Source organism: Chitinophaga sp. (genome assembly GCF_036569185.1).
Classification (GTDB): Bacteria; Bacteroidota; Bacteroidia; order Chitinophagales; family Chitinophagaceae; genus Chitinophaga.
In genome coordinates this window covers 1-23,326 of the sequence record NZ_DATCRD010000162.1, presented here as the reverse complement: position 1 = coordinate 23,326, position 23,326 = coordinate 1, and the positions used below count along the sequence as shown (strand labels likewise).

The window sequence follows — 23,326 nt, the reverse complement described above, 5'->3', positions numbered from 1 at the left end:
AAAGCACTGATTATCATTACGCATGGTTTCCGGCATTCAATTAGAGCGCCTGTATTTTATGTTTAAGAATTACTTCAACATCGCACTCAGGAACCTTTGGAGAAACAAAGGTTTTTCAGCCATCACCATATTCGGGCTCGCCATTGGCATTACCACCTGCCTGCTCATCACTTTATTTGTTACAGATGAACTGGGCTACGACCGGTTCAACAAAAAAGCCGACCGGGTTTACCGTATAGATGCCGACTTTTTTGTAAATGGCAATGCTTTCAGGGAAAGATTCACCCCCAGCCAGCTGGCCCCGGTATTACAACGGGAATATCCCAACGTAGAAAGTTATGTGCGGTTCATCCACCAGGGAAATATACTGGTGAAGAAAGGCGCCACCACGCTGGTGGAGCACAATGCCAGCTTTGCCGATTCCACGTTGTTTGATGTATTCAGCCTGGAAATGATCAGTGGCGACCCAAAAACCGCGCTCACGCAGCCACATACCATGGTTATCTCCGAACGAATGGCCCTGAAGTATTTTAACAGCACAGATATAGTAGGCAAAACACTGCAAACAGATAATGTGAGTACTTACCAGATCAGCGGTGTGATTAAAGATGTGCCGGAGCAGTCGCACCTGCATTTTGATTTTGTGCGCGCCATGTCCGAACTGCCGGAAAGCCGGGAAAGTGGCGGCTGGATGTCCGACAACTACACCACCTATGTGCTGATGCGTGAAGGCGCTACCGGCGCACAACTCCAGCGCTATGTGGATGCCGCTACCAAAAAGTATATGGAAGGGCCCCTGCAGAAGATGACAGGAAGCAACTTTGCAGACCTGAAAAGATCGGGCGGCCATTTCGGGTATAATGTAATGCCGCTCACAAAAATCCATTTGCATTCCACACTGGCCGATGAAGTGGAACCTTCCGGCAATATCCAGTACGTGTATATTTTTATCGCGGTGGCGGTAATCATCCTGCTCATCGCCTGTGTAAATTTTATGAACCTTTCTACCGCCCGCTCTGCAGGCCGTGCAAAAGAAGTGGGCGTAAGGAAAGTGCTGGGGTCCCAACGTGGGTCTTTGGTATTCCAGTTCCTGACAGAATCCATATTAACCAGCTTCTTTGCGCTGTTACTGGCATTGGTACTGGCGGTGTTGCTGCTGCCTTATCTTAACCAGTTATCGGGTAAGCATATTGTGCTGAAAACCGGCTACCTCTTGTGGCTGTTGCCTTTCCTGCTGCTTACCGCCGGGGTGATAGGTTTACTGGCAGGCAGCTATCCCGCTTTTTTCCTTTCTGCGTTTGAGCCTATCAAGGTGCTGAAAGGTAAGCTGAACGGCGGTTTCAGGAACGGCTGGTTGCGGAGCAGCCTGGTGGTGTTCCAGTTTGCTTCTGCTATTCTGCTTATTGTGGGTACGCTGGTGATCAACAGCCAGCTGAATTATATCCGGAATAAAAAGCTGGGGTATAACCGGGAACAGGTGCTCATTGTGGGCAATACTTCTTCACTCTGGATCCATGCCCCCAACTTTAAGAACGAAGTATTGTCCATGCCGGGGGTGGAATCCGGTACTATGACCGCCTCTTTGCCTACTGATATGAGCCTTAATACCAACATCTATTCAAAAGATGCGGCCCATAGCGCGGGCCAGGTTACGGGTGTGCCGGATTGGTATGTGGATGCAGATTATATTCCAACCATGGGCATGCAAATGGTGAGTGGCCGCAATTTCTCACCGGAGATGCCTTCTGATACCTTTGCGGTATTGCTTAATGAAACCGCTGCGAAGTTGTTTGGTTTTAATGACCTGGAGGAGAAATATCTTTATGCAGAAAACAGGTCATTGAAAGTGATCGGTATCGTGAAAGACTTTAACGCCGGCAGTTTGAGGAATAAGATACCTCCTATAGTGTTCCGGCTGCAATCGAACCCCCGCTCTATGGCGTTTCGCATTCATACTGCCGATATCCAGGGGCTTATTGCGAAAATAAAAAGCGCTTACGAAGCACAGCCGGGTATGAGCGGACAGCCATTTGTATATTCCTTCCTCGATGATGATTTCAACCGCCTGTATGTTGCAGAGCAACGCACCGGAAAGATCTTCATTACTTTCGCTGTGCTGGCGGTAGTCATCGCTTCCCTGGGCTTGTTTGGGTTAATCACTTATGCAGCGGAACAACGCACCCGGGAAATAGGGATCCGCAAAGTGCTGGGCGCTTCAGTACCGGGTATTGTGGCGATGCTGTCGAAAGATTTCCTGAAACTGGTGCTGGTGGCCATTTTGATTGCCAGTCCGCTGGCCTGGTATATGATGAGCCGGTGGCTGCAGAATTTTGCTTACCAGGTGAAGATCAGCTGGACCTTATTTGTGATAGCCGCATTTATTGCCATTGCCATCACGCTTTTAACGGTGAGTTACCGGGCTATCCGGGCGGCCACCGCTAACCCGGTGAATAGTCTTAAAGCAGAATAATTAATTGGCGAGCGGGAGTTCCAGGTAGAAGGAACTTCCGCCTTCAGGGTTGTTCTCATACCAGATATGTCCTTGCTGCGCTATCGTATATTCCTTACAGAGATACAATCCCAGCCCGATACCCTTTTCATTATCTGTACCAAAAGTGGAGCGTACCTTCAGGGAAAAAATATCCTGCTGACTGGAAAGGTCAATACCCGGGCCGCTGTCCTTTACTTCAATGAGGCATTTATCGCCGGTTTTACTGGTTTTTATGAAAATAGTTCCGCCGGCAGGAGTGAATTTGGCCGCGTTGCCCAGCAGGTTACGCGCGATCAGTTGCAGCATGTTAATATCGGCCATCACTTTGATAGAAGCATCTATATTGATATCCAGGCTGATCCTTTTTTTGGATACCGCCATTTTATTGATTTTCAGGATTGGATGTATAGCGGCGGCCACATCTACGGGGATAAGGTTCACTTGAAGACCATCCATTTGCGTTTTGGACCATACCAATATATTATACAGCATTTCCTGGGTGCTGTTTACCACGTAAAGTAACTCCGTTTCTATCTGGGCTTTGTCTGCCGTGTTCAGCTCCACTTCCCGCACCAGCTGCAGGTAAGATTGTATAGCTGCCAGCGGGTTGCGCAGGTCGTGGGAGATGAGTGAAAAGAGCTTACTCTTTTCTGTGTTCATTATCTCAAGGGAGCGGGTTTTTTCTTCCCCTCTCACTTTTTCGTTGTTGTAGGCATTTTTCAGATAGATGGTTCCCACAAAAATAACTCCTATACAAATGATATAGGTAGGGGTCATATCTGCAAAAATATCTTTCCTGGTTTTATATACTGCATCTACAGACGCCGGGTAATAATACTCCCAGGTAATGAGCCCCAGCACAATAACGAGGTTCAGCGCCAGCCACCAGTAGTATTGTTTCCGCGGGGAAATGAGCATGATCAGGAAAAACGCCAGGGTAAAAGACAACAGCGATGCACCCTGTATGCCACCGCTGTAGAAATAATTAATGGCGAACATTACATTGCCCACAATCGCCGCAAGGGCAACGCTCAGGTTTACCTTCTTCCGGTATCTCGATAAAAAATAAATAAAGATAAATGCAGGTACCAGTAGCGCAAAAATCACCGCCGTGGCAGTCAGACCGGTAATGTAATTATAAGGTACATTAATAATAATGATAAAGATGGTAATAGCGCAGATGGCATTAAAAATCCGGTTTTCCAGGGAGAACAGCCGGGCATCTCCAATCAGGAAATGGGAGAATTGTTTCAGCCGTTGGGATATTGTGATGGTTCCGTTTGTTGACATGTTACTAATTTAAGCAAAAACAACTGCTATTTGCAGCGAAAATGCCGGGCTCAGGATAATTGCATATGGCTGTAATGTCATAATTTTTTTTCGGTTTTCTATACTATCCGGTTAATTTTTAAAAAAGAAAGAAGCACCGGGCGGATCCCTGCATATTTGCGATCTCTTTGCCCGGCACTTGCTAAATGCATTTTACAAAATGCGGGGAAAGCTAAAATAATTATCATTAATTTTCGGTGGCGGGATCAGCCTCCGGTTTTAAAAGGGTATGGGATGGTCTTTACGATCCGGAAAAAAGGCGGTATGTTCCGGACCTTTAGCCATAGCGGTAAAAATGCGTACATCAACTTCCCCACGGTTATCCCGGCCATGACCTTGTATAAGATCACCGGCGAAGCCGCTTATCTCCAAAAAGCAAAGAGGTATACAACCGGGCGTTAATAATCTTTATGATCCCAATACCGGCAGAGTGGCTGATAATAATGTAAACGGGCACAAAGGATGGTCTGATTACACTTGTAACCAGGCACATTTATCGGCGCTGCAGTGATACTGTACAGGGAAACAGGTATGGTTGCTTATCTTGATCAGGCGAAATCCGGAAAAATATCAATGCCGCCCGGGGCAACCGCGATGTTACCCGCGGGTTAACCTACCGTAATTATAAAGTGCCTTGTGCAACCGGTGTACTGCAATCCTGTGAGGCCAGCAGGGCAGTGTACATAATGCAGATCTGTCCCCCGGCAAATTAAATGATACCACATCGTTTTCATGAGGTAAAACGCTATTTTTGCGGTTTAATCAATATACCTCATGAGAACGATGTTGTTTTTTACGCTCGCTTGTTTGTTAACTTGTTTTGCAACCCCTCTTCTTGCCCAGGACCAGGACCAGGAATTTATCTTTAATACCTGGTCGCTGAACAAAGATGACAGCCGTTATATTTTTGCAGATACCGCCCTGGTGCGCGTTAGTCCGGATACCAAACAAGCCGCCATCGATACCCTGCTGGCCGGAGATGATATTACTGCGGTGAGTATCCTGCCCGGGAAAATGCTTACCCTCAAAGGTCTTACCCTTCCCTGGGTACAGATAAAGTACAATAAGAACGGCGTGGAAAAAGAAGGTTATGTGTGGGAAGGACTGATCTCTTTTACCCCTATGCGCCGGGGCGATATGAAGTTTATATTTGCTTACGACCGCCGCATGGATACATTGATCGGGCAGCGGAAACAATCGCAGTATATCGTAAAACTGAAAGCCGTTCAGGCAGGGAAGATCCTTGCTTCTACTTCATTCCGCATCTTCGACGATGAATCTGCCGGTTTTGCTTATGCCAAAGTAATGGGTGGCATTGGTCTTACGAATGTGCAGCATATTGTATCCCTGGGTTTTGGTGGGGCCGCCTGCGGTGTGCCTACCAACTATTATTATTTCGCCTGGATGAAAGACGGGCGTCTTGCCCCGTTGCCTGGCAGAATGGATGTGGGGGATGCGGGCGTATATTACCACGAAGAGTCTTTTATTTTCCCTGGAGAGAAAGATGGACAGCCGGATATTATTGTACTGAAAATGCATGAAGAGGAAGAAACAGATAAGGTAGATAAGAATGGTGAACCGGTGATGGCGGTAAAAGAAGCATCAACAAAATACAGCTGGGATGGGGTAAATGGCACCTACAGAAAAATAGGAAAATAAGACGTGCGAATCTATCCTTTCTAATGGCCGTTCATCTATAATTTTTTTACAGCACTATTTATTTGAAATAGTTTTGTTGTTCTAAAAGATGCCCGTCATTACTTCCCATGTCCGTTTATAATCAACCCAGGAAACGCGTAATAGTACTCATTATTACAGGGTTCGCCCTCCTTTTTGTTGCCAGGTTAATGTACCTGCAGTTAATAGAAACAAAGTATGCCCGGCTGGCGGATGCCAATGCTGTAACAAGAAAAACGGTATACCCCGGCCGGGGCATTATCTTCGACCGTAAAAACCGGAGTATACTCGGTAACGAGGTGTTGTACGACCTGGTGGTAACCCCTGCCGCTGTTAAAAAAATAGATACCGCCTATCTCTGTAATATCCTGCAGATAGATACCGTAGAATTCAAATTACGTATAGCCGATGCCGTTAAGAAGAACGGGCGGATGCGTTCCTCGGTTTTCGCGGCCATGTTATCGCCCGATACTTACAGTCGCCTGCAGGAAAGCATGTACCTGTTCCAATCGGGTTTTGAACTGGTGCCGCGCCAGGTAAGGTCTTACCCTTATAAAGCCGCCGCCAACATCCTGGGATACATCGGTGAAGTATCGCCTGATATGCTGAAGATGAAAGCCTATGGCGATTATGAATCCGGTGATTATATAGGGTTAACGGGGCTGGAGAAAACCTATGAGAAAATACTCATGGGCCAGCGGGGCACACAATATATCATCAAGGATAATCTCAACCGTCCGCAGGGCGCGCTGGCCAATGGCGAGTTCGACACGGCGGCTATTGCGGGAAAGAATCTCCGTCTTTCCCTGGATATAGAACTACAGTTGCTGGGAGAACGGTTAATGCGTAACAAGATAGGCAGCATCGTGGCCATAGATCCGCAAAGCGGTGGTATCCTGGCCATGGTAAGCGGGCCCGTTTTCGATCCCAATCTTTTAACAGGAAGCCGCCGCACAAAAAATGCAGGCCGGTTATTTACAGATCCCACAGAGCCTTTTCTCAACCGGGGCATCCAGGCAACCTATCAGCCCGGGTCTTCCATGAAGCCGCTTACCGCACTGGTGGCGCTCGACGAAGGACTGATCACACCTGATTTCGGGTATCCTTGTCGCGGTGCGTATAATGCCTGCGGCCATATTATTAAATGCCTGCACAGCGATGCCGGGCATGCTTCCAACCTGCGTGTAGCCATGGCGCATTCGTGCAATTCCTATTTCATTCATCTTTATCGCCTGGAAGTAGACAGCTATAAATGGGGGGGTATAAAAAAAGGGCATGCCAAATGGAGAGAGTATATGACGCAGTTCGGGCTTGGCCATAAACTGGGCATCGATATTCCCGGCGAAAGCGCCGGCGTGGTAGCAGATACCGCTGTGCTGAACCGGATGTACCGCGGCGCCTGGAACTCCTGTTCTGAACTGTATGTAGGCATGGGGCAGGGGCAGGTAGCTACCACACCGTTGCAGATGGCCAATGCCATGTGCCTCATCGCCAACCGTGGTTATTATTACCTGCCGCACCTGGTAGAATCTATAGATAACGACAGCTCAGGCATCTTACAAAAGTTTAAAGAGAAACATGCGGTAGGTCATGTATCCGATACCGCTTACCGTTCTGTTATTTTTGGAATGGAAGATGTAGTGGAGCATGGCACCGGCAGGGGCGCCCGGATGGAAGGCATCGCCGTTTGCGGGAAAACCGGTACTGCTGAAAACAGGGGCCGGGTAAATGGCAAAGTGGTTGATTTGCCGGATCATTCTGTATTTGTAGCCTTCGCCCCGCGTGACAATCCGCGTATAGCCGTTGCCGTAATTGTGGAGAATGCCGGTATGGGGTCCACCTTTGCGGTGCCTATCGCTAATCTTATCATGGAGAAATACCTTCACGATACCCTGCCGGCATCAAAATTACCGGTAATGAAACGGATGCTGGAAACAACCACTATTCCGCTGGCCAAACTGGAAGTATCAAAAATAGACTCGCTGAATAATACTACCGGCGCACTTACCGCTGAACAAATACTGAAACAGTATTTTCATTAAACAGCTATCTTCTTTGTATCTTACACCGATGTCAGGAATTATCTTAAAATGGGTGCTGAAAACAATAGGGATGTTGCTGCTGCTTTATGCAGCTGTTTGTATCCTTGTTTATTTTATCCAGGAGCGGTTACTTTTTTTTCCTGAGAGATTAGCGCCGGGTTATGTGTTTCATTTTCCGGAGCCCTTCGAAGAACGCACTATCCCCATGGGTGATGGCGCGCAGCTGAATGCGTTGTTGTTTAAGTCGGGCGGCAACAAAGGCCTTATCTTTTACCTGCACGGCAATGCGGGGTCGCTGCGATCCTGGGGGGAAGTAGCCGGTGCGTATACGCAGCTCGGTTATGATGTATTGATTTTTGATTACAGGGGATATGGGAAAAGTACGGGGAAGATCCATAGCGAACAACAGTTTTATACCGATGCACAAACTGTTTATGACAGTGTCAGAACATCTTATCCTGAAAATAAAATTGTAATTCTTGGTTACTCCGTAGGTACGGGCACCGCTGCAAGACTGGCTGCTGATAATCATCCCCGGCAGCTTATTCTGCAGGCTCCCTATTTCAGCATGAAGGATATGGCCAGGTATTATTACCCGGTACTGCCTTCCTTTCTCCTGAAGTATACCTTTCCCACTTACCGTAATATACAGCGTACTGCCGTTCCCGTTACCATCTTTCATGGCAACGCTGATGAGGTGATTTACTATGGATCCTCCGAAAAGTTAAAGGCGTATTTTAAACCGGGAGATACCTTGATTACCCTGAAAGGGCAGGGGCATAATGGTATGACGGATAACCCTGAATACCGCGGAGAGCTCAGGCGAATGCTGGAGTAGCTACGGGAAATAGGTGGAGATGATTTGAGGATCAACGCCCGCTATGTCTATTCTTATGATTTCACCAGGTAATTCCGCCATATCGTCGAGTGTGATTCCGCCAATAGGTTCAAGCCTGTGCCCATTTTCCAGTTGCGCATGTAGTTGGAGTGCGGACCATTTGTTGCTTTGTAAATTTAACGCGTTATTGATTTGACGTACTATCCCCTGGACAGCGAGCTTATAGTATTCGTTTGGATAAAATTGGCCATACAAGCCACCCATGGCAATATCACCCTTCACCAGGTGAGCAAAACCAATTAGTTGCCGGTTAGCAAATATGAAAGCCTTCATAGGTAATCAATTATGCAGGAATCACCATAATTCCCTTCTTCTTACAAAATTTCAGCTCCGCCGGATCCGCATCCGTAATAATGGCATTCACCAGCTCCAGGCCTGCAAAATTGAAATAGGAAGTTTTCCCTATTTTCCCGGCATCACATAACAGGTAGGTATAACCGCTTTGTGCTGCCAGTGCGGTGGCGATAGCCGCTTCTTTTTCACTATGCGCAAACAGGCCCTGTGCAGAAAGCCCGTCCACGCCAATAAACGCCTTGCCTGCTTTGTACCGCCGGATATGCTCCGTAGCCATGGTTCCGTGTATAGCCTGCCTGGCTTCGTCGTATTCGCCGCCAATAATATTGAGGGATACCGCTGAATGCTGCAGCTCAAATATCACCGGCAGGGAGTTGGTGATCACTTTGATTTTTTTGTTCCTGATAAACTGGCATAAACGGAAAACGGTGCTGCCGCAGTCCATGAAAATGATATCGCCGTCGTTGATCTGTGCTGCCGCTTTCCGGCATATCTTATCCTTCGCCGCCTGGTTGGCTGCCGCCTTGTTTACAAATTCATAAGGCTGTTCCGGGCTGCTGGCCGGTATAGCGCCGCCATGGGTGCGGTACAGGAGCCCATCGTCCGACAACTGGTTCAGGTCCCGCCGGATAGTGATTTCCGAAATGCCTAATGCCTGCGCCAATTCACCGGTGCCTACTTCACCTTTTGATGCCAGCATCGCCAGTATTTTTTGCTTCCTGAGTTGGAAATTCATTTTAAATAATTAACTTGATCAAAAATAATCAAATTCGATCAAAAACGATCATTTAATATGAAGACGATAAATATTCTTGAAACGGCCATCCTGTCGGACAACTGGTACACCCTGAAGAAAATTACCTATGAAATGAAAGGTAGTGATGGCATCGCGGTGAAGCAGGTGCGGGAGGCATACGACCGCGGCAACGGGGCAACTATCCTGCTATATAATAAGGAACAGGGCACCGTGGTATTAACGCGGCAGTTCCGTCTGCCTACTTATATTAATGGCAATGAAACGGGGATGCTGATAGAATGTTGTGCCGGTTTACTGGATGAAGATAATGCGGAAGAATGTATCCGGCGGGAAACGATGGAGGAAACCGGTTACCAGGTAACTGCCGTGGAAAAGGTGTTTGAGGCGTATATGTCGCCCGGCTCTGTTACAGAGATCCTGTATTTCTTTGTGGCGGCCTATTCCAGGGAGCTGAAAGTACATGATGGCGGCGGACTGGAAGCCGAACAGGAAAATATCGAAGTACTGGAGCTGCCTTTTACAAGGGCGTTGGAAATGATCCGTACCGGCGAGATAAAAGATGGAAAAACAATTATGCTGCTACAATATGCAGCGCTTCATCACTTGTGCGGTTAAACGGAGTTGATTTCAGTTGCCTGTACCTCTTTTCCAAGCAAAGCCTGTTTTTCTTTGCCCCATTGGTCCATTGCTTTGATCAGCGGTAGTGTGCTGAGCCCCACTTCTGTCAGGTAGTATTCTACTTTTAACGGGATACCAGGGTATACTTTTTTGTATAACAGCCCAAGATCTTCCAACTCTTTCAGGTGCATGGTGATCACGCGCATGCTGGCGCCATCGACTTCCATCTGCCGGTGTATTTCGCTGGGCCGCCTGATATCATCATGGATACACTCAATGATCCAGGCTTTCCATTTACCTCCCAGTACTTTCATAAAAATGCTGATACCACAATGCAGCTCGGGAATCTTTTTCTCGTACATATCATTTCATTTGCGGAAAGATAAATCTTTTACACTGTTTCATAAAAGCATTACGATGGTCTTCCGTTGTAATGCAGGAGCAGCGTATACCGAAAAATTTTTCCCTGGGTGAAACTTTTTTCGGGTATTGGCAGCCATCACGATACTAAAGACATTTGGCCCATAAAAAATAAAACGATGAACACAAAGAAAGAAGTTACAGTAATCGGATTAGGCCCTATGGGATTTGTACTGGCACGTACTTTACTGGATGATGGTTATAAGGTAACGGTATGGAACCGGAGCGTGGAAAAAGCAACGGCGCTGGTAGCGGATGGGGCTGTACTGGCGGCAGATCCTGCTGCTGCTGTATTGGCCAGCCCGGTGATCGTTACCTGTCTGAATAATTATGAAACCACCCACAACATACTGGCAGATACGGCCTTAAAAGACCGCTTGTTACTGGAGTTAACTACCGGTACGCCACAGGATGCAAGAACTGCCGAAACCTGGGTGAGGGCGCTGGGGGCGCATTACCTGGATGGCGCGCTGCTGGCCACACCGCGGCAGATAGGGAAGCCGGATACCCCTATTTTTTTATCCGGCGATATGGTGGCTTACGAAAAAGGAGAGACCGTACTGAAAGTATTGGGTGGGCACCTTATGTATATGGGTGCAGCGGCAGGCGCCGCCGCTGCATGGGACCTGGCTATTCTCTCCAGCCTGTTTGGCCTGATCACCGGCTTCCTGCAGGGAGCCAGGATCTTTGAATCTGAAAAGCTGGATGTAAATGCACTCGGTGATATGATCAATAATATTGCACCGGTGCTGGGGGAAATGGTGCGGCATGAAGGCGCAGTGATCAGCACGGGTAATTTCGGGCTTCCGGAAAGCAGCCTGAAAACCTGCGCGGTATCTATTGCCTTAATGGTGAAACAGGCTGCTGAATCAGGTATCCCGGGAGAAGTGCCGGGCTTTATCCTTCAGCTCATGAACAAAGGCATTAAGGCCGGTTACGGGGAGGAGCAGCTGGGGGCATTGATAAAAGTAATGCGCTGAGTGAAAGGGTTAGTGTTTAGTTCGCAGGACTAAACACTAATTCTCCGTACCTTTATAAGCACATAATTTGTTTCTGCATGAATATGGAAAGCTATCTTCCCTCGGTTATTCTTTCTCCTTATGTCAGTGCTTTCCTGGTCATTGAAAGTAAAGATGGCATGGAGAACCGCGTGTTGCCGGAAACCGCTGTGATGATGGCTTTCAGGTTTGGAGGTAAGGTAACGGCAGGGGAGCCTGGTGAAGCAACCGGTTTGCCGGCAACCACACTCACAGGGTTGAGAAGAACCTCCCGCTTACTGCATTATGCGCCCGGTACAGGGAATGTGCTGGTGAAGTTCAGGGAAGGAGGCGCCGCCGCTTTTTTCAAAACACCTCTTCACGAATTCTTTGGCACCCATGAATCATTGGATCAACTGGTGGAGCATCATAAAATTGCAGCCGTAGAAGAAAAGCTGCATGAAGCAAAAAGTAACCTGCAACGTGTTGCTATTGTAGAACAATTCCTTATCGCAGCGCTCAGCAGCCGGCAACCGGATCTGCTGATCCGCAATGCAGTACAGCAAATTAAAACAGCCGCCGGCAATGTAAAGATCAAATCGCTGGCTGCCAGCCTGTATATCAGCCAGGATGCTTTTGAAAAACGTTTCAGGCGCAGCGTCGGCGCCACCCCCAAGCAGTTCTCCGCTATTGTAAGGCTCCGCCACCTGCTCGATCATTTCCCCGAAACGGAAAGTCTGACAGAAGCCGCCTACGAGGCAGGCTATTACGACCAGGCCCATTTTATAAAAGACTTCCGCGCCTTCACCGGGCAAACGCCGCAGGCTTTTTTCCAGCAGGCTAACTGGTGGTGATGCTTTAAGCGGATTTTGTCTGACTCAGGATTTTGATGATTTCGCTGATTTCGCTGATTTCGTTTTTTGTAGGATGAAAAAAAGGAGAGATAGAAGCGGGTATCCACTTTTATCTCCCCTCTTATATAAAATTCAAAAAACAAAATCAGCGAAATCAGCGAAATCATCAAAATCCTGAGTCAGACAAAATCCGCGTCCGACAAAATCCCCTATCTCAAAAAATATTTTAAAATAAGCAATCGCTCACTTATCTTTGTGCCGCATGAGATACAGGGACGAAAATAAAATACAGGCCATCCGCGAGTCCGCTATCCAGATGGTGGCTAAAGACGGGCTGGAGAATTTTGGCATCAACCGGCTGGCAAAAGCAGCAGGAGTATCTCCGGCAACAATTTATATTTATTATAAGGATAAGGAAGACCTGCTAACCAGTATCAGCACAGAAGAGGGACTGAGGATGACAAGGGCCACCCTCAAAAATTTTGACCCGGAAATGACCTTTAAAGAAGGACTTTGGGTACAATGGAAAAACAGGGCCGCCTTTGCACTGGATAATCACCAGTCGGCCAATTTCTTTGAGCAGCTGCGTAACTCCACCTACAAAGATAAAATGCTGGAAACAATCACGATGGAGTTTCGTAAGATCATGGGCGACTATATACAAAACGCAGTGAAACGGGGGGAGATCAGCGAAATGCCGCTTGAGGTATACTGGTCTGTTGCTTTTGCTCCATTGTATTCATTGATCAAGTTTCATAACGAAGGACAAAGCCTTGGCGGCCGCAAATTTAAATTCTCAGATAAAGTCATGAAACAAACATTCGACTGCGTAATAAAAGGGTTAATGAAATAGTTTTTTTTAGTTAATTTATAAATGAACGCTCGCTCACAAAGTACCTGGTTATGCAACACGTTCTTATTTTCAAAACCAATATTGCCACCCCGGAAGCCCGCTCTAAAGTAGCGCAGGTACTGGACCAGCAACCCTTTATTGACCGGTGGACGGTAGACATGGAAGATGTGGACTGCGTGCTCAGGGTAGTAGCCGCTGAGCCGGTACCGGACCGCATTATCGCATTGATCAATGCCAGCGCGTACGAATGTGCGGAGCTGGAAGACTAACAAATACATAAGCTCAAATCTCCCTGAAATGAAACAAGCATCAACCGCATTTTCCGGTCACCAGAAAATGATAGTTGCCCTGTTGGCACTCACACAATTTACCATCATACTCGATTTCATGGTGATGTCGCCACTGGGCGATATGCTCATGAAATCAATGAGTATAAAGCCTAACCAGTTCGGGCTGATCGTATCCGCATATGCCTTCAGCGCCGGTATTTCCGGGCTGCTTACCGCAGGCTTCGCGGACCGGTTCGACCGTAAAAAGTTACTGGTATTTTTTTATACCGGCTTTATTGCAGGCACACTTTGCTGCGGCTTTGCCAATACTTATTACACCATGATCGCGGCCCGTATCATTACCGGCTTATTTGGCGGCGTAATAGGATCTATTTCCCTGGCCATCATCACCGATCTTTTTGATATCTCACAACGCGGACGCGTAATGGGCTTTGTGCAGATGGCATTTGGCGCCAGCCAGGTGCTGGGAATTCCTATCGGGTTATACCTGGCCAACGCCTGGGGATGGGAAGCGCCCTTTTTCCTGGTAGCAGGTATCGCTGCTGTAGTGATGCTGCTGATCATTCTCCGGATGCAACCGGTTATTGCACACCTGGCGGTGCAGCACGACAGGAATGCTTTCACTCACCTGTGGCATACCGTAAAGAACAGTGATTACCGGGTTGGTTTTACTACCACCGCATTAATGTCTATAGGCGGATTTATGATGATGCCCTTTGGTAGCGCATTTGCGGTGAACAACCTGCATGTTACACAGGAGCAGCTGCCCTTGTTGTTCATGGTTACCGGTATAGGTTCCCTGTTCATTATGCCACTGGTTGGAAAATTGAGTGATAAGAAAGACAGGTTTACCCTCTTCACTATCGCCTCTATATATGCCCTGGTGATCATTATTATTTATACCCACTTATCGCCGCATCCACTCTGGATCATCATGTGCCTGAACGTGCTGATGATGGCCGGTATCATGGGACGTATGATCCCGTTCACCGCATTAACTACGGGTATCCCCGATTTGTCGGACCGTGGCGCCTTTATGAGCGTGAACTCCTCTCTGCAGCAAATTGCCGGCGGAATAGCCGCCGTTATCGGGGGCATGATCGTAACACAGAAAGATAAATTCAGCCCCATTGAACATTACGATACACTCGGTTGGGTAATTGTAGGGTTAACGCTGCCCTGTATTTATCTGGTGTACCGGGTTAGTATGATTGTAAAAAGAAAACTGGCCCAGGGCGCTGTAGCCAATGCTGCAGGCATGATGGCGGAAGCATAGTATTAAGAAAGAAGCCGGCAGCACCGGCTTCTTTTTTTATCTGGAAAAAGTGTCCTTCAACACTGTTTAAGGGTTGATTCCGACAAACTTTTATCTTAGATTTGAACTATGAAACAAATATCCATTCTCGTTCCCAAAGGCGCTGTGGCGCTCAGCTGTATTGAAGGCCCGTTTGTATGTTTCACAAAGGCCAACGACTTCCTGGAAAGCGTTGGAAAAGAACCCCTGTTTAATGTACAGCTGGTAGGACTTTCCAAAGAAGCGCAGGAATACGACCGCTTTTTTAAAGTAACGCCGGATGTACTCATCACCGAGAAACATAAAGCCGACCTGATCATCATTCCCGCTGTAAACGGGGAGAGGGAAACAGTCATTGAACAGAATAAGGAATTCTTCCCCTGGATTGTAAAGCAGCACCGGGAAGGGTCGGAAGTGGCGAGCCTTTGCGTAGGCGCCTTTTTACTGGCATCTACCGGTTTGCTCAAAGGAAAGCGTTGCTCCACCCACTGGCTGGCCGCCAATGAGTTCAGGAATATGTTCCCCGATATAGAACTGGTATCTGAAAAGATCATTACCGATGAAAATGGTATTTATTCCAGCGGTGGCGCTAATTCCTTCTGGAACCTGCTTATCTACCTGATAGAAAAATATACCGACCGCGATATGGCGATCCTGGCGTCCAAGTATTTTGAAATTGAGATAGACCGTACCAACCAGGCTACCTTTACCATTTTTAAAGGTCAGCGTGAGCACCAGGACGAATCGGTAAAACAGGCGCAGGAATTCATTGAACAGAACTGGCAGGAAAAGATCACGGTGGAACAGTTGTCATCTATGTTCGCCGTGGGCCGCAGAAGCCTGGAAAGAAGATTTAAAAAAGCAACCAGCAACACGGTATCGGAATATATTCAAAGGGTAAAAGTAGAAGTGGCGAAAAAAAGCTTTGAAAGCAGCCGTAAGAACATCAATGAAATTATGTGGGAGGTAGGATATTCGGATACAAAGGCATTCAGAACAATCTTCAAGAAAACCACGGGATTGTCACCACTCGAATACAGGAACAAATACAATAAAGGGGCAGTCGCCAAATAATTCTTTACTTTTCTATGCCTGTGGAATTGGAAAAGAGCTTATGCCACCGCCCTTCCAGTACCCCCCTCAGCATAGCGCATAATTCCTGGAAAGTATTAGGCTTGGTCAGGAATAATTTGGCGCCAAGCCGCATGGCATCTTCCATATCTTCCTTCATGTCGGAAGTGCTCAGTATAACAATGTTGGTAAGCTGATGCTGCAGGATCTTTTTCAATTCTACCAGGCATTCCCTTCCATTCATCAGGGGCATGTTAAAATCAAGAAAGATGTAATCGGGAGCAGTGATCTTTTTTTCCTGGAGCATGGCTAATGCCTGCATTCCACTGTTACAAACATGGGTTTCAATGATGGGGGAAATATTATTAATGGCTTCCTGGAAAAATCCCCTGTCATCCGCATCATCATCAATGATCATTATCTGTTGTGGTCTTGTCATGTCTAAAATTTTAAGCATTTAGGTCTTCACACTCGTTTGATTCTATTGGCGGGAACACTGAAGGTAAACAAAAATGTAACGGAATTCAAATTAAATATTTCCTAATACATATACCTGTGCCCGCTACCCGGTGGCGCAGATATTGTAACGTTTTCAGGGTATCATCCTGAAAACACCCTTCTCATGAAAAAGTATTTGTTATCACTTGCATTGTTGTCTTCAGCTTACCGGCTGCCGGGGCAGGACAGCAGTCATTTACCGCCGCCCCACGCTACAAAATCATACGCAAACTATAGCCAGGTACGCGGATGGCAGCCCGGTGAAACCCCGGTTGCACCAGCTGGCTTTCATGTTTCACTGTATGCGGAAGGTTTTCAGAATCCCCGCTGGATGTATGCGCTTCCCAACGGAGATGTGCTGGTGGCGGAGTCTAACAGTAACTACCCGTTTTTTATAAAGGTAGGCGCTGCTATCATTGGCGCCAGTAAATCCAAAAGCATGAAGAACAGCGCGGACCGTATCACCCTTCTCCGTGATACCGATCATGATGGCATACCGGACCTGCGCGCTGTTTTCCTCACCGGCCTGGACCAGCCTTTCGGGATGTTGCTGATAGGAAATCATTTCTATGTAGCTAATACCAACGCATTACTTCGCTATCCTTACAAAACCGGCGATACCGTTATTACAGCATCACCGGAGAAAATCACAGACCTTCCTGCGGGTAAGATAAACCAGCACTGGACCCGTAACATCATCGCCAATAAAGACCAATCCAAAATTTACATCGCAATAGGTTCAGGCACGGATCACGCGGAAAAAGGTATCGGGAATGAGCAGTCAAGGGCCGCCATCGTGGAAATAAATCCCGATGGCTCGGGCCGCCGCATTTATGCGTCCGGCCTGAGAAACCCTGTGGGCATGGATTGGGCGCCTGGTACCTCCACGTTGTGGGTAGCAGTAAATGAAAGGGATAAGCTGGGCAATGACCTGGTCCCCGACTATCTTACCCATGTAAAAGAAGGCGGTTTTTACGGCTGGCCCTGGACTTATTACGGCCAGCATAAGGATACACGGGTGGAAGATCCCGCCCCACCGGAAGTAAACAATACCATTGTGCCTGATGTGCAGCTGGGCGCTCATACTGCTTCCCTGGGCCTGGCATTTTATACGGGAGATAAATTCCCGGGAAAATACCGCAATGGCGCATTCATCGCCCAGCATGGTTCCTGGAACCGCAAGCCGATATCAGGTTACAAGGTATTGTTTGTACCCTTTGCCAACGGAAAACCCTCCGGTAAACCGGAAGATTTTCTCACCGGCTTTATAAAAGATTCCACTACTGCAGATGTAAACGGCCGCCCGGTAGGATTACTGGTACTAAAGAACGGCGCATTGCTGGTAACAGACGATAAAACCAATCGTATCTGGAAAGTAGCGTATGGTCAGTAACGAAATGTTTAACTTGCATAGCATGAAAATATTCCAGCAGGCATTACAACTGCAACAAAGAAGAAGAGGATTTCATATTATCACCACAGAGATCATCCAGGCATTTCCGCAACTCTCGGAAATAAAAACCGGTATGCTGCAGGTATTTATCCAGCACACTTCTGCATCGCTTACATTGAATGAAAATGCAGATCCCACTGTGCGGAAAGATTTTGAAATGTATTTCAGTAAAACAGTTCCTGAAAATGACCCGGAATACCTCCATGATGATGAAGGCCCCGATGATATGCCGGCACATCTGAAAGCCGCCCTGCTGGGGAGCTCCGTGATGATCCCCATCCGCAACGGGCGACTTGCAACAGGTACCTGGCAGGGAGTTTACCTTTGTGAGCACCGCAACCACGGCGGCCCCCGGAACCTGTTGCTTACCGCCTGGGGAGAGTAATACTCAGCTCAGGGCATCATGGAAGATGATACCCAGCGTATGCCGGTTCCCGTTATGCACGGGGCTTACGCCATGCTTCATGTTTACCCGGTAATATCCCTTGCTGCCTTTTACCGGCCGGAAGTTGGTGGTGAATATCAGCATATCGCCGCGTTGGGGTTGCAGCACATTGGCTTTGGATTGTGCCCGCGGAATTTGCTCGGTCAATACAAACTCACCGCCGTTATAGTCTTCCCCCGGCTGGTTCAGGAATACCACCAGTTGCATGGGAAAATAGATATCGCCATACAGGTCCTGGTGCAGCGTGTTGAAGCCGTCTTTCCCGTATTTGAGGATGAGGATAGTGGGTTTCGTTTGCCCATTGGCATGACAATATTCCTTTAACGCTGCATGTGTATCCGGGTACCGCTGTGTTATATTCAATACCTCCATCCATTTGTTGGCCACTGGTGCAATAAACGGATACACCGTTTCACGGATAGCTGTAATCAGCCCCGGCAGCGGATACCGGAAGTATTTATATTCCCCTTTCCCAAAACGGTAACGTTCCATTACTATGGTTTTTCGATAGGTATCATCTGCCTGGTAATCGCTGATGAGCGAATCGCATTCTTCTTTGGTAAGCATTCCCCTGAGCAACGTATAGCCGTGTTCGTTGAGATCTTTTGCTGCCTGCTGCCAGTTGTGCTGCAGCAACCGTTTCTTAATATCTTTCATCTGGTAATAATTTATGGAGATATAAAATTAGCTGCCAGGGCTTCCACAGAAAACCCGGTTCTTGCGGTGTTTCCAGGAGGTATTAACTATTGTGCGGGGCATCATTTTTGCGCCGGCGCCTGTGTGGAAACAGGACCTGACCTTTTCCGGCGCTGTTATTCCCGGTTGGGTATATGTGCGCGTTGCGCGTGGAGTGAACAACCATAGAAGGTGCGTAACAGTACGTTTATAACAATAGGAATTAGTGGTACTATTACAGGGAATTATAGTATTTTTTAAGGGCGGTGCGAACAGCGCCTGAATTAAGTAGTAACGTTGCAGTGATTAAAATGAATAATGAAATGTTGAAGCTGGCCATTATCAGCGATATCCACGCCAACCTGCCTGCGCTGGTATCGGTATTGGAAGATATAGAACAGTTTGGCGCCCACCAGGTGTATTGCCTGGGCGACCTTACCGATGCGGCGCCCTGGCATAATGAAGTAATAGACCTGATAAGGGAAAGGAATATCCCGGTAATTATGGGGAATCATGATGAGCGCATTGCCTTTGATCACCCGGTACATCCGCTCCCTAAGCACAGCAGGGAGGAACGGGAGGCCAGGCTGCTGGCCATTAATCATACAAAGGAAACCATTGCGCCACAGCATGCGGCTTTCCTGGCGGGGCTGCCACCCTATCTGCAGCTGGAGGCGGGTGGGGCAAAAATATTGCTGGTACATGGCAGCACCCGCAGTAATAATGAATATGTTTACGAGGATCACGACGAAAATGACCTGCTGGGAATGATGGACGAACATCATGCAGATATAATGATCACCGGGCATACTCATCTTTCTTATATACGCCCGCTGAAAGCGGGGAAAAAAATGGTGATCAATACCGGGTCTGTAGGCAGGTCGAAAGAAGAAGACCGGCTGGCCGCTTACCTGCAGCTTACGGTTGCCGGTAATAATATTACACCGGTTATCCGGAAAGTAGTTTACCCGGTGGAGGAAACAATTGCTGGTATCCGCAACAGCCCGGTGCCGGATTTTTATGCCCGTTTTTTAGCAGGTGCCGGATCAGCGCTACCTGGCAGTTGAAACCTGGGCGTCCGCCATTATCACCAGGTCTTTTAATATGGTATACAGTTGTTCAATATTTACGGGTTTGCTTAAAAAACCATCTGCTCCGGAAGCGGTCACTTCTTCCTTTACTTCACTATAACTATTGCCGGATACCAGGATGAAAGGGATATGCCGCAGGTCCCGGTTGGCACGGAACTGTGAGAGCATTTCCACACCGCTGGCGTATGGCATGATCATATCCATCAGTATGGCATCCGGCTGATGCAGCAGCGCTTTGGCAAGCCCCTGGGGGCCGGAGTCTGCCAGTATGACTTCTATGCCCATGCGTTTGAGCGCCAGTGAAAATGCAAGATGGTTCAGCGGATCATCGTCTACCACCAGTACTTTTAGTCCTTTTAATAGGGAGAAGTCGAGGATATGATGGGCAGAGGAGGGCGCAGTAGTGATTTCCACGGGTATCCGCAGGGTGAAGATACTGCCGCTTCCATCTGTGTTATCAGTTGCGGTAAGGTCGCCCCCCATCATACGGGCCATATGCCGGGCAATGGGCAGCCCAAGCCCGCTTGATTCGGTATGTTGCCCCGGCTCGGTAACATAAGGATCAAAAATATGTTCCTTCCGGTCTGCCGGGATACCCACGCCCTGGTCAGTAACGGAAACCACCAGCAGGCCGTTTTTCATGCCGGCCTTTACTGTAATAATGGAGCGGAATGCCGTGAACTTGATAGCGTTGCTGAGGAGGTTAACGATAATGGTGCGCAACTTGGATTTGTCTGCCAGGATATACTCCGGCAGGTTATCGTGCAAAGCAATATTAATATGGACGGATCTTCTTTTGGCGAGGTATTCATAAGTGTCGCACAAATGCAGTACCCAGTCGCCGAAGTGAAACGGGGAATTAATGATCTCGTCTTTGCCGGCTTCAATTTTCGACCATCCCAATGCATTGCTCACTACCAGCTGCATATCCTGGCAGGCAAAATGAATGGCTTCCAGGTGTGCAAAACCAACCTGGACGGTCCTCTTGCTCTGGTCGGCCGTTTCAATGTAATTCTGCAGGATACTGTTCACCACATTGAGCGGCGACCTGATCTCATGCGTAGTTTCGCGCACATAAATACGCATGGCCTGGTTGGTTTTGTCGAGCTGGCTTACCAGCTTTTTCAGTTGTTTGTTCTGGTACCTGCTTTCTTTTGCATAATAATACAACGCAGTGCCATTCAGTAAAGTAGCTGAAGCGATTACCAGCCAGTGTAAATATAGTTCGGTTTCCTTATTAAGCGGAAGCGATGCTATAACGGGGTAGCGGTAGTTGACGATAACAAGTATCATGGCCACCAGGCTGGTGGCAAGTACTAATACCTGCGACCATGGTTTTTCAAATACCAGGAACACGCAGAAAGCGAGGAAAGGGGCAAAAAGGTAGATCTGTGAAGCGGGCCCCAGTAATACTCCGAAGAACCAGATGGATATACTGTGTAAAAAGAACATAAACCGTTTTCCATATACCGGCTTGCTGTATTTTGTAACCAGCAGGATAGAGAGGAAGAGGGCACTTTCCAGCAGGGCCGGGAGTAAAATGACCTTGTGGCCTGTCATATAATATAACAGGCAGCCTAGTATAAATGCCAGCAGGCTGGCGCTTTTAGCCAGGGAATTGACAATCTTTATCATCCGCTCCTTTGTATCATCTGCCTCCGTATTACTGCCGTTCATCCTGGTTGGGGTAAAATTGTTTTTCATAAAGTCCAGGTTTTTCGTGTTAAAAGGGTTGCAGGTTTTGTCCTGACGCATTCAAGGTAGAAGAATGCAGATTATCAAGTGTAAATTCTTTGTAAACAACATACTTATTTCGGGAGAGGTTTAAAGTTACCGTATGAAGATGTGAACAATTAACGCACATTTTCTTACCAGTTATAAACACTATCTTCATATTTAAATTATCGTGTACATGAATTTCCGTTTACTGCAGCTGCTGACCTGGTTGTTTATCATGCCCCTGGCGGGAAAAGGCGCTATTGTTATTGAAGGGCAGCTGAAGGGAGATCCGCATAGTTTTGTGACGCTTTATGGCTATGCCGATTATATCAGTAAAGCGCCGGTGGAAATTATACGGGTGCCTACCAATGGGGCAGGCAGTTTCCGGGCAACGATAGCAGATTCCTGCGGTCCCCTGCTGAAGCTCCTGGTAGCAAACAGATCGTTCTCTTTTTTGGCACTGCCCGGCGGCACCTATACCATTTACGACAGCACGGGTGTATTCACCGTAACAGACAATGCCGGCATGCCCGTGAACCAGCTGCTGCATAATATGGAACAGGACCTGGTACAAAACTGGTACCCGCTGTTTGCAGATCCCACCGGTCTTTTCCGGTTAACACAGCCGGCAGATACGGTTTTTAGCCGTTTCCGGGATATTGTATCAAAATATACCACCGATACCTCGTCGCCCGCCTACCCGTTGCTGCGCTATGATGCAGCCTTATATTACCTTTTATTTCTGCAGCAGCTGCCGGATACTACAGGTTTGATGGATCATTTTGAGAATACCTATTTCAATACCCCACCTGTAACAACGGGGAATCCGTTTTACATGAAGCTGCTGGGTAATTATATGGAAACAAGAATGATCATGCTGGCCCACCGCCGGTATAAGGGAAACGCGGATGACCTCCTGGACAGGGCCCTTCACGAAGCGGCATACTTCAGCTCACCACAACTGGGGGAGCTGGCATTGGTAGCCGGTTGTGAGCAGGCCTACCGCATAAACCGTGAGCCGGAAAAGAAAGAGGAGTTATCACGCCGCATCCATGCCACTATGTTAAATAATCCTCTCAGCATGAGTGCCAGGAATATGTTGCTCAACGTCATCTCTGAAAATACCCGCGCACGTATTGGAAATAAATTCCCGGTGCTGCCCTTGAAAAATGAAAGGAATGAAACGATAACGCTTGCGGATATTAAATCAGAACTGATCCTGGTTGATTTCTGGGCCACCTGGTGCTGGGGCTGCCTGGAAGGAATGAAACAGTTCCCGGACTGGATCAGCCAAAGCAAAGGGCAGCTCACCATTGTATCTATTTCGGTGGATGCTAACCTGGAAAAAATGAAGGCATTCCTCAGTAAACGTACAGCCGTGCCCGGAGTGCTCTTTTTATACAATGGCCGTACCGGCGGTTATCCTGATAAATTGCAGATCAGCGGTTATCCTACCTATATCCTTCTCAATAAAAACAGGGAAATAATCGCTATGCCCGGTTACACCTCCTCCGTGGCGGATCAGCTGAAAGCTGCGCTGCGGCTGACTTCCCATAAATAGCATCAAAACAAAAACATCT

The 23,326-nt window shown here is 47.7% G+C and carries 23 protein-coding genes; 16 read left to right on the top strand and 7 right to left on the bottom strand.

Annotated elements, in window-relative coordinates; genetic code table 11:
* The first annotated feature begins 58 nt into the window (after positions 1 to 58).
* The gene (locus VIM72_RS12115) at positions 59 to 2,470 is read left to right on the top strand and encodes an ABC transporter permease (protein ID WP_332003093.1); all 2,412 of its coding nucleotides are present in this window, start codon (positions 59 to 61) and stop codon (positions 2,468 to 2,470) included.
* Here VIM72_RS12115 and VIM72_RS12110 read toward each other — a convergent pair whose 3' ends face one another.
* Positions 2,471 to 3,781, bottom strand: coding sequence for a HAMP domain-containing sensor histidine kinase (locus tag VIM72_RS12110; RefSeq protein WP_332003092.1), 1,311 nt, complete (start codon positions 3,779 to 3,781; stop codon positions 2,471 to 2,473).
* Positions 3,782 to 4,054: 273 nt separating this feature from the next.
* On the opposite strand from VIM72_RS12110, the gene VIM72_RS12105 reads away from it, so the two are divergent.
* The 4 genes from VIM72_RS12105 to VIM72_RS12090 all read left to right on the top strand — a co-directional run bounded on the left by VIM72_RS12105 (position 4,055) and on the right by VIM72_RS12090 (position 8,377).
* Positions 4,055 to 4,222, top strand: a complete 168-nt coding sequence (locus VIM72_RS12105) for a hypothetical protein (protein WP_332003091.1) — start codon at positions 4,055 to 4,057, stop codon at positions 4,220 to 4,222.
* A 372-nt stretch (positions 4,223 to 4,594) separates the two neighbouring features.
* Entirely contained in the window at positions 4,595 to 5,479 is an 885-nt protein-coding gene (locus VIM72_RS12100) for an SH3 domain-containing protein (protein WP_332003090.1), read from the top strand.
* A 107-nt stretch (positions 5,480 to 5,586) separates the two neighbouring features.
* On the top strand, positions 5,587 to 7,539 hold the full coding sequence (mrdA, locus tag VIM72_RS12095; protein WP_332003089.1) for a penicillin-binding protein 2: 1,953 nt from the start codon (positions 5,587 to 5,589) through the stop codon (positions 7,537 to 7,539).
* Between the two features lie 28 nt (positions 7,540 to 7,567).
* Positions 7,568 to 8,377 carry an alpha/beta hydrolase gene (locus tag VIM72_RS12090; RefSeq protein ID WP_332003088.1) on the top strand — a complete coding sequence of 270 codons (810 nt, stop codon included), beginning with the start codon at positions 7,568 to 7,570 and terminating at the stop codon, positions 8,375 to 8,377.
* On the opposite strand, the gene VIM72_RS12085 is transcribed toward VIM72_RS12090, so the two are convergent.
* The gene (locus VIM72_RS12085) at positions 8,378 to 8,710 is read right to left on the bottom strand and encodes a hypothetical protein (RefSeq protein WP_332003087.1); all 333 of its coding nucleotides are present in this window, start codon (positions 8,708 to 8,710) and stop codon (positions 8,378 to 8,380) included.
* A gap of 10 nt (positions 8,711 to 8,720) precedes the next feature.
* Positions 8,721 to 9,467, bottom strand: coding sequence for a DeoR/GlpR family DNA-binding transcription regulator (locus VIM72_RS12080; RefSeq protein ID WP_332003086.1), 747 nt, complete (start codon positions 9,465 to 9,467; stop codon positions 8,721 to 8,723).
* A 57-nt stretch (positions 9,468 to 9,524) separates the two neighbouring features.
* On the opposite strand from VIM72_RS12080, the gene nudK reads away from it, so the two are divergent.
* A complete protein-coding gene (gene nudK, locus VIM72_RS12075; protein WP_332003085.1) occupies positions 9,525 to 10,103 on the top strand; it encodes a GDP-mannose pyrophosphatase NudK in 579 nt (192 codons plus the stop codon).
* Here nudK and VIM72_RS12070 read toward each other — a convergent pair.
* Positions 10,100 to 10,468 carry a helix-turn-helix domain-containing protein gene (locus tag VIM72_RS12070; protein WP_332003084.1) on the bottom strand — a complete coding sequence of 123 codons (369 nt, stop codon included), beginning with the start codon at positions 10,466 to 10,468 and terminating at the stop codon, positions 10,100 to 10,102. The two genes, nudK and VIM72_RS12070, sit on opposite strands and share 4 nt — an antisense overlap.
* 177 nt (positions 10,469 to 10,645) lie before the next feature.
* Between VIM72_RS12070 and VIM72_RS12065 the strand changes: the two genes are divergently transcribed.
* The 6 genes from VIM72_RS12065 (at position 10,646) to VIM72_RS12040 (ending at position 15,868) form a co-directional block, all read left to right on the top strand.
* Positions 10,646 to 11,506: an NAD(P)-dependent oxidoreductase gene (locus VIM72_RS12065; RefSeq protein ID WP_332003083.1), complete on the top strand. Its 861-nt coding sequence runs from the start codon at positions 10,646 to 10,648 to the stop codon at positions 11,504 to 11,506.
* Positions 11,507 to 11,589: 83 nt separating this feature from the next.
* The gene (locus VIM72_RS12060; RefSeq protein WP_332003082.1) at positions 11,590 to 12,357 is read left to right on the top strand and encodes a helix-turn-helix domain-containing protein; all 768 of its coding nucleotides are present in this window, start codon (positions 11,590 to 11,592) and stop codon (positions 12,355 to 12,357) included.
* A gap of 262 nt (positions 12,358 to 12,619) precedes the next feature.
* The gene (locus VIM72_RS12055; RefSeq protein ID WP_332003081.1) at positions 12,620 to 13,210 is read left to right on the top strand and encodes a TetR/AcrR family transcriptional regulator; all 591 of its coding nucleotides are present in this window, start codon (positions 12,620 to 12,622) and stop codon (positions 13,208 to 13,210) included.
* Positions 13,211 to 13,260: 50 nt separating this feature from the next.
* Positions 13,261 to 13,479 carry a hypothetical protein gene (locus tag VIM72_RS12050; protein ID WP_332003080.1) on the top strand — a complete coding sequence of 73 codons (219 nt, stop codon included), beginning with the start codon at positions 13,261 to 13,263 and terminating at the stop codon, positions 13,477 to 13,479.
* Positions 13,480 to 13,507: 28 nt separating this feature from the next.
* Positions 13,508 to 14,776 carry an MFS transporter gene (locus VIM72_RS12045; protein ID WP_332003079.1) on the top strand — a complete coding sequence of 423 codons (1,269 nt, stop codon included), beginning with the start codon at positions 13,508 to 13,510 and terminating at the stop codon, positions 14,774 to 14,776.
* A 108-nt stretch (positions 14,777 to 14,884) separates the two neighbouring features.
* Entirely contained in the window at positions 14,885 to 15,868 is a 984-nt protein-coding gene (locus VIM72_RS12040) for a GlxA family transcriptional regulator (RefSeq protein WP_332003078.1), read from the top strand.
* 4 nt (positions 15,869 to 15,872) lie between these two features.
* Here VIM72_RS12040 and VIM72_RS12035 read toward each other — a convergent pair whose 3' ends face one another.
* Positions 15,873 to 16,304 carry a response regulator gene (locus VIM72_RS12035; RefSeq protein WP_332003077.1) on the bottom strand — a complete coding sequence of 144 codons (432 nt, stop codon included), beginning with the start codon at positions 16,302 to 16,304 and terminating at the stop codon, positions 15,873 to 15,875.
* Between the two features lie 183 nt (positions 16,305 to 16,487).
* Here VIM72_RS12035 and VIM72_RS12030 point away from each other — a divergent pair, with 183 nt between their 5' ends.
* Both VIM72_RS12030 and VIM72_RS12025 read left to right on the top strand, forming a co-directional pair.
* Positions 16,488 to 17,756 carry a sorbosone dehydrogenase family protein gene (locus VIM72_RS12030; protein ID WP_332003076.1) on the top strand — a complete coding sequence of 423 codons (1,269 nt, stop codon included), beginning with the start codon at positions 16,488 to 16,490 and terminating at the stop codon, positions 17,754 to 17,756.
* A gap of 22 nt (positions 17,757 to 17,778) precedes the next feature.
* Positions 17,779 to 18,201 carry a secondary thiamine-phosphate synthase enzyme YjbQ gene (locus tag VIM72_RS12025; RefSeq protein WP_332003075.1) on the top strand — a complete coding sequence of 141 codons (423 nt, stop codon included), beginning with the start codon at positions 17,779 to 17,781 and terminating at the stop codon, positions 18,199 to 18,201.
* 3 nt (positions 18,202 to 18,204) lie between these two features.
* Here VIM72_RS12025 and VIM72_RS12020 read toward each other — a convergent pair whose 3' ends face one another.
* Positions 18,205 to 18,918: a 2OG-Fe(II) oxygenase gene (locus VIM72_RS12020; RefSeq protein WP_332003074.1), complete on the bottom strand. Its 714-nt coding sequence runs from the start codon at positions 18,916 to 18,918 to the stop codon at positions 18,205 to 18,207.
* 341 nt (positions 18,919 to 19,259) lie between these two features.
* Between VIM72_RS12020 and VIM72_RS12015 the strand changes: the two genes are divergently transcribed.
* Complete coding sequence (locus tag VIM72_RS12015; protein ID WP_332003073.1) at positions 19,260 to 20,003, top strand: metallophosphoesterase family protein; 744 nt, start codon at positions 19,260 to 19,262, stop codon at positions 20,001 to 20,003.
* Here VIM72_RS12015 and VIM72_RS12010 read toward each other — a convergent pair.
* Positions 19,989 to 21,731 (bottom strand): ATP-binding response regulator, encoded by a 1,743-nt coding sequence (locus tag VIM72_RS12010; RefSeq protein WP_332003072.1) that lies wholly within the window; start codon positions 21,729 to 21,731, stop codon positions 19,989 to 19,991. The genes VIM72_RS12015 and VIM72_RS12010 overlap by 15 nt on opposite strands.
* Positions 21,732 to 21,939: 208 nt before the next feature.
* Between VIM72_RS12010 and VIM72_RS12005 the strand changes: the two genes are divergently transcribed.
* Positions 21,940 to 23,307, top strand: a complete 1,368-nt coding sequence (locus VIM72_RS12005) for a TlpA disulfide reductase family protein (protein ID WP_332003071.1) — start codon at positions 21,940 to 21,942, stop codon at positions 23,305 to 23,307.
* The last annotated feature ends 19 nt before the right edge of the window (positions 23,308 to 23,326 follow it).

What these genes read in the sequence shown, in the direction of transcription:
- VIM72_RS12080 (WP_332003086.1), bottom strand. Translation starts at nt 9,467, where the DNA reads ATGAATTTCCAACTCAGGAAGCAAAAAATACTGGCGATGCTGGCATCA.
- VIM72_RS12070 (WP_332003084.1), bottom strand. Translation starts at nt 10,468, where the DNA reads ATGTACGAGAAAAAGATTCCCGAGCTGCATTGTGGTATCAGCATTTTT.
- mrdA (WP_332003089.1), top strand. Translation starts at nt 5,587, where the DNA reads ATGTCCGTTTATAATCAACCCAGGAAACGCGTAATAGTACTCATTATT.
- VIM72_RS12055 (WP_332003081.1), top strand. Translation starts at nt 12,620, where the DNA reads ATGAGATACAGGGACGAAAATAAAATACAGGCCATCCGCGAGTCCGCT.
- VIM72_RS12045 (WP_332003079.1), top strand. Translation starts at nt 13,508, where the DNA reads ATGAAACAAGCATCAACCGCATTTTCCGGTCACCAGAAAATGATAGTT.
- VIM72_RS12100 (WP_332003090.1), top strand. Translation starts at nt 4,595, where the DNA reads ATGAGAACGATGTTGTTTTTTACGCTCGCTTGTTTGTTAACTTGTTTT.
- VIM72_RS12060 (WP_332003082.1), top strand. Translation starts at nt 11,590, where the DNA reads ATGGAAAGCTATCTTCCCTCGGTTATTCTTTCTCCTTATGTCAGTGCT.
- nudK (WP_332003085.1), top strand. Translation starts at nt 9,525, where the DNA reads ATGAAGACGATAAATATTCTTGAAACGGCCATCCTGTCGGACAACTGG.
- VIM72_RS12035 (WP_332003077.1), bottom strand. Translation starts at nt 16,304, where the DNA reads ATGACAAGACCACAACAGATAATGATCATTGATGATGATGCGGATGAC.
- VIM72_RS12065 (WP_332003083.1), top strand. Translation starts at nt 10,646, where the DNA reads ATGAACACAAAGAAAGAAGTTACAGTAATCGGATTAGGCCCTATGGGA.
- VIM72_RS12110 (WP_332003092.1), bottom strand. Translation starts at nt 3,781, where the DNA reads ATGTCAACAAACGGAACCATCACAATATCCCAACGGCTGAAACAATTC.
- VIM72_RS12105 (WP_332003091.1), top strand. Translation starts at nt 4,055, where the DNA reads ATGGTCTTTACGATCCGGAAAAAAGGCGGTATGTTCCGGACCTTTAGC.
- VIM72_RS12040 (WP_332003078.1), top strand. Translation starts at nt 14,885, where the DNA reads ATGAAACAAATATCCATTCTCGTTCCCAAAGGCGCTGTGGCGCTCAGC.
- VIM72_RS12090 (WP_332003088.1), top strand. Translation starts at nt 7,568, where the DNA reads ATGTCAGGAATTATCTTAAAATGGGTGCTGAAAACAATAGGGATGTTG.
- VIM72_RS12025 (WP_332003075.1), top strand. Translation starts at nt 17,779, where the DNA reads ATGAAAATATTCCAGCAGGCATTACAACTGCAACAAAGAAGAAGAGGA.
- VIM72_RS12030 (WP_332003076.1), top strand. Translation starts at nt 16,488, where the DNA reads ATGAAAAAGTATTTGTTATCACTTGCATTGTTGTCTTCAGCTTACCGG.
- VIM72_RS12015 (WP_332003073.1), top strand. Translation starts at nt 19,260, where the DNA reads ATGTTGAAGCTGGCCATTATCAGCGATATCCACGCCAACCTGCCTGCG.
- VIM72_RS12010 (WP_332003072.1), bottom strand. Translation starts at nt 21,731, where the DNA reads ATGAAAAACAATTTTACCCCAACCAGGATGAACGGCAGTAATACGGAG.
- VIM72_RS12020 (WP_332003074.1), bottom strand. Translation starts at nt 18,918, where the DNA reads ATGAAAGATATTAAGAAACGGTTGCTGCAGCACAACTGGCAGCAGGCA.
- VIM72_RS12005 (WP_332003071.1), top strand. Translation starts at nt 21,940, where the DNA reads ATGAATTTCCGTTTACTGCAGCTGCTGACCTGGTTGTTTATCATGCCC.
- VIM72_RS12050 (WP_332003080.1), top strand. Translation starts at nt 13,261, where the DNA reads ATGCAACACGTTCTTATTTTCAAAACCAATATTGCCACCCCGGAAGCC.
- VIM72_RS12085 (WP_332003087.1), bottom strand. Translation starts at nt 8,710, where the DNA reads ATGAAGGCTTTCATATTTGCTAACCGGCAACTAATTGGTTTTGCTCAC.
- VIM72_RS12115 (WP_332003093.1), top strand. Translation starts at nt 59, where the DNA reads ATGTTTAAGAATTACTTCAACATCGCACTCAGGAACCTTTGGAGAAAC.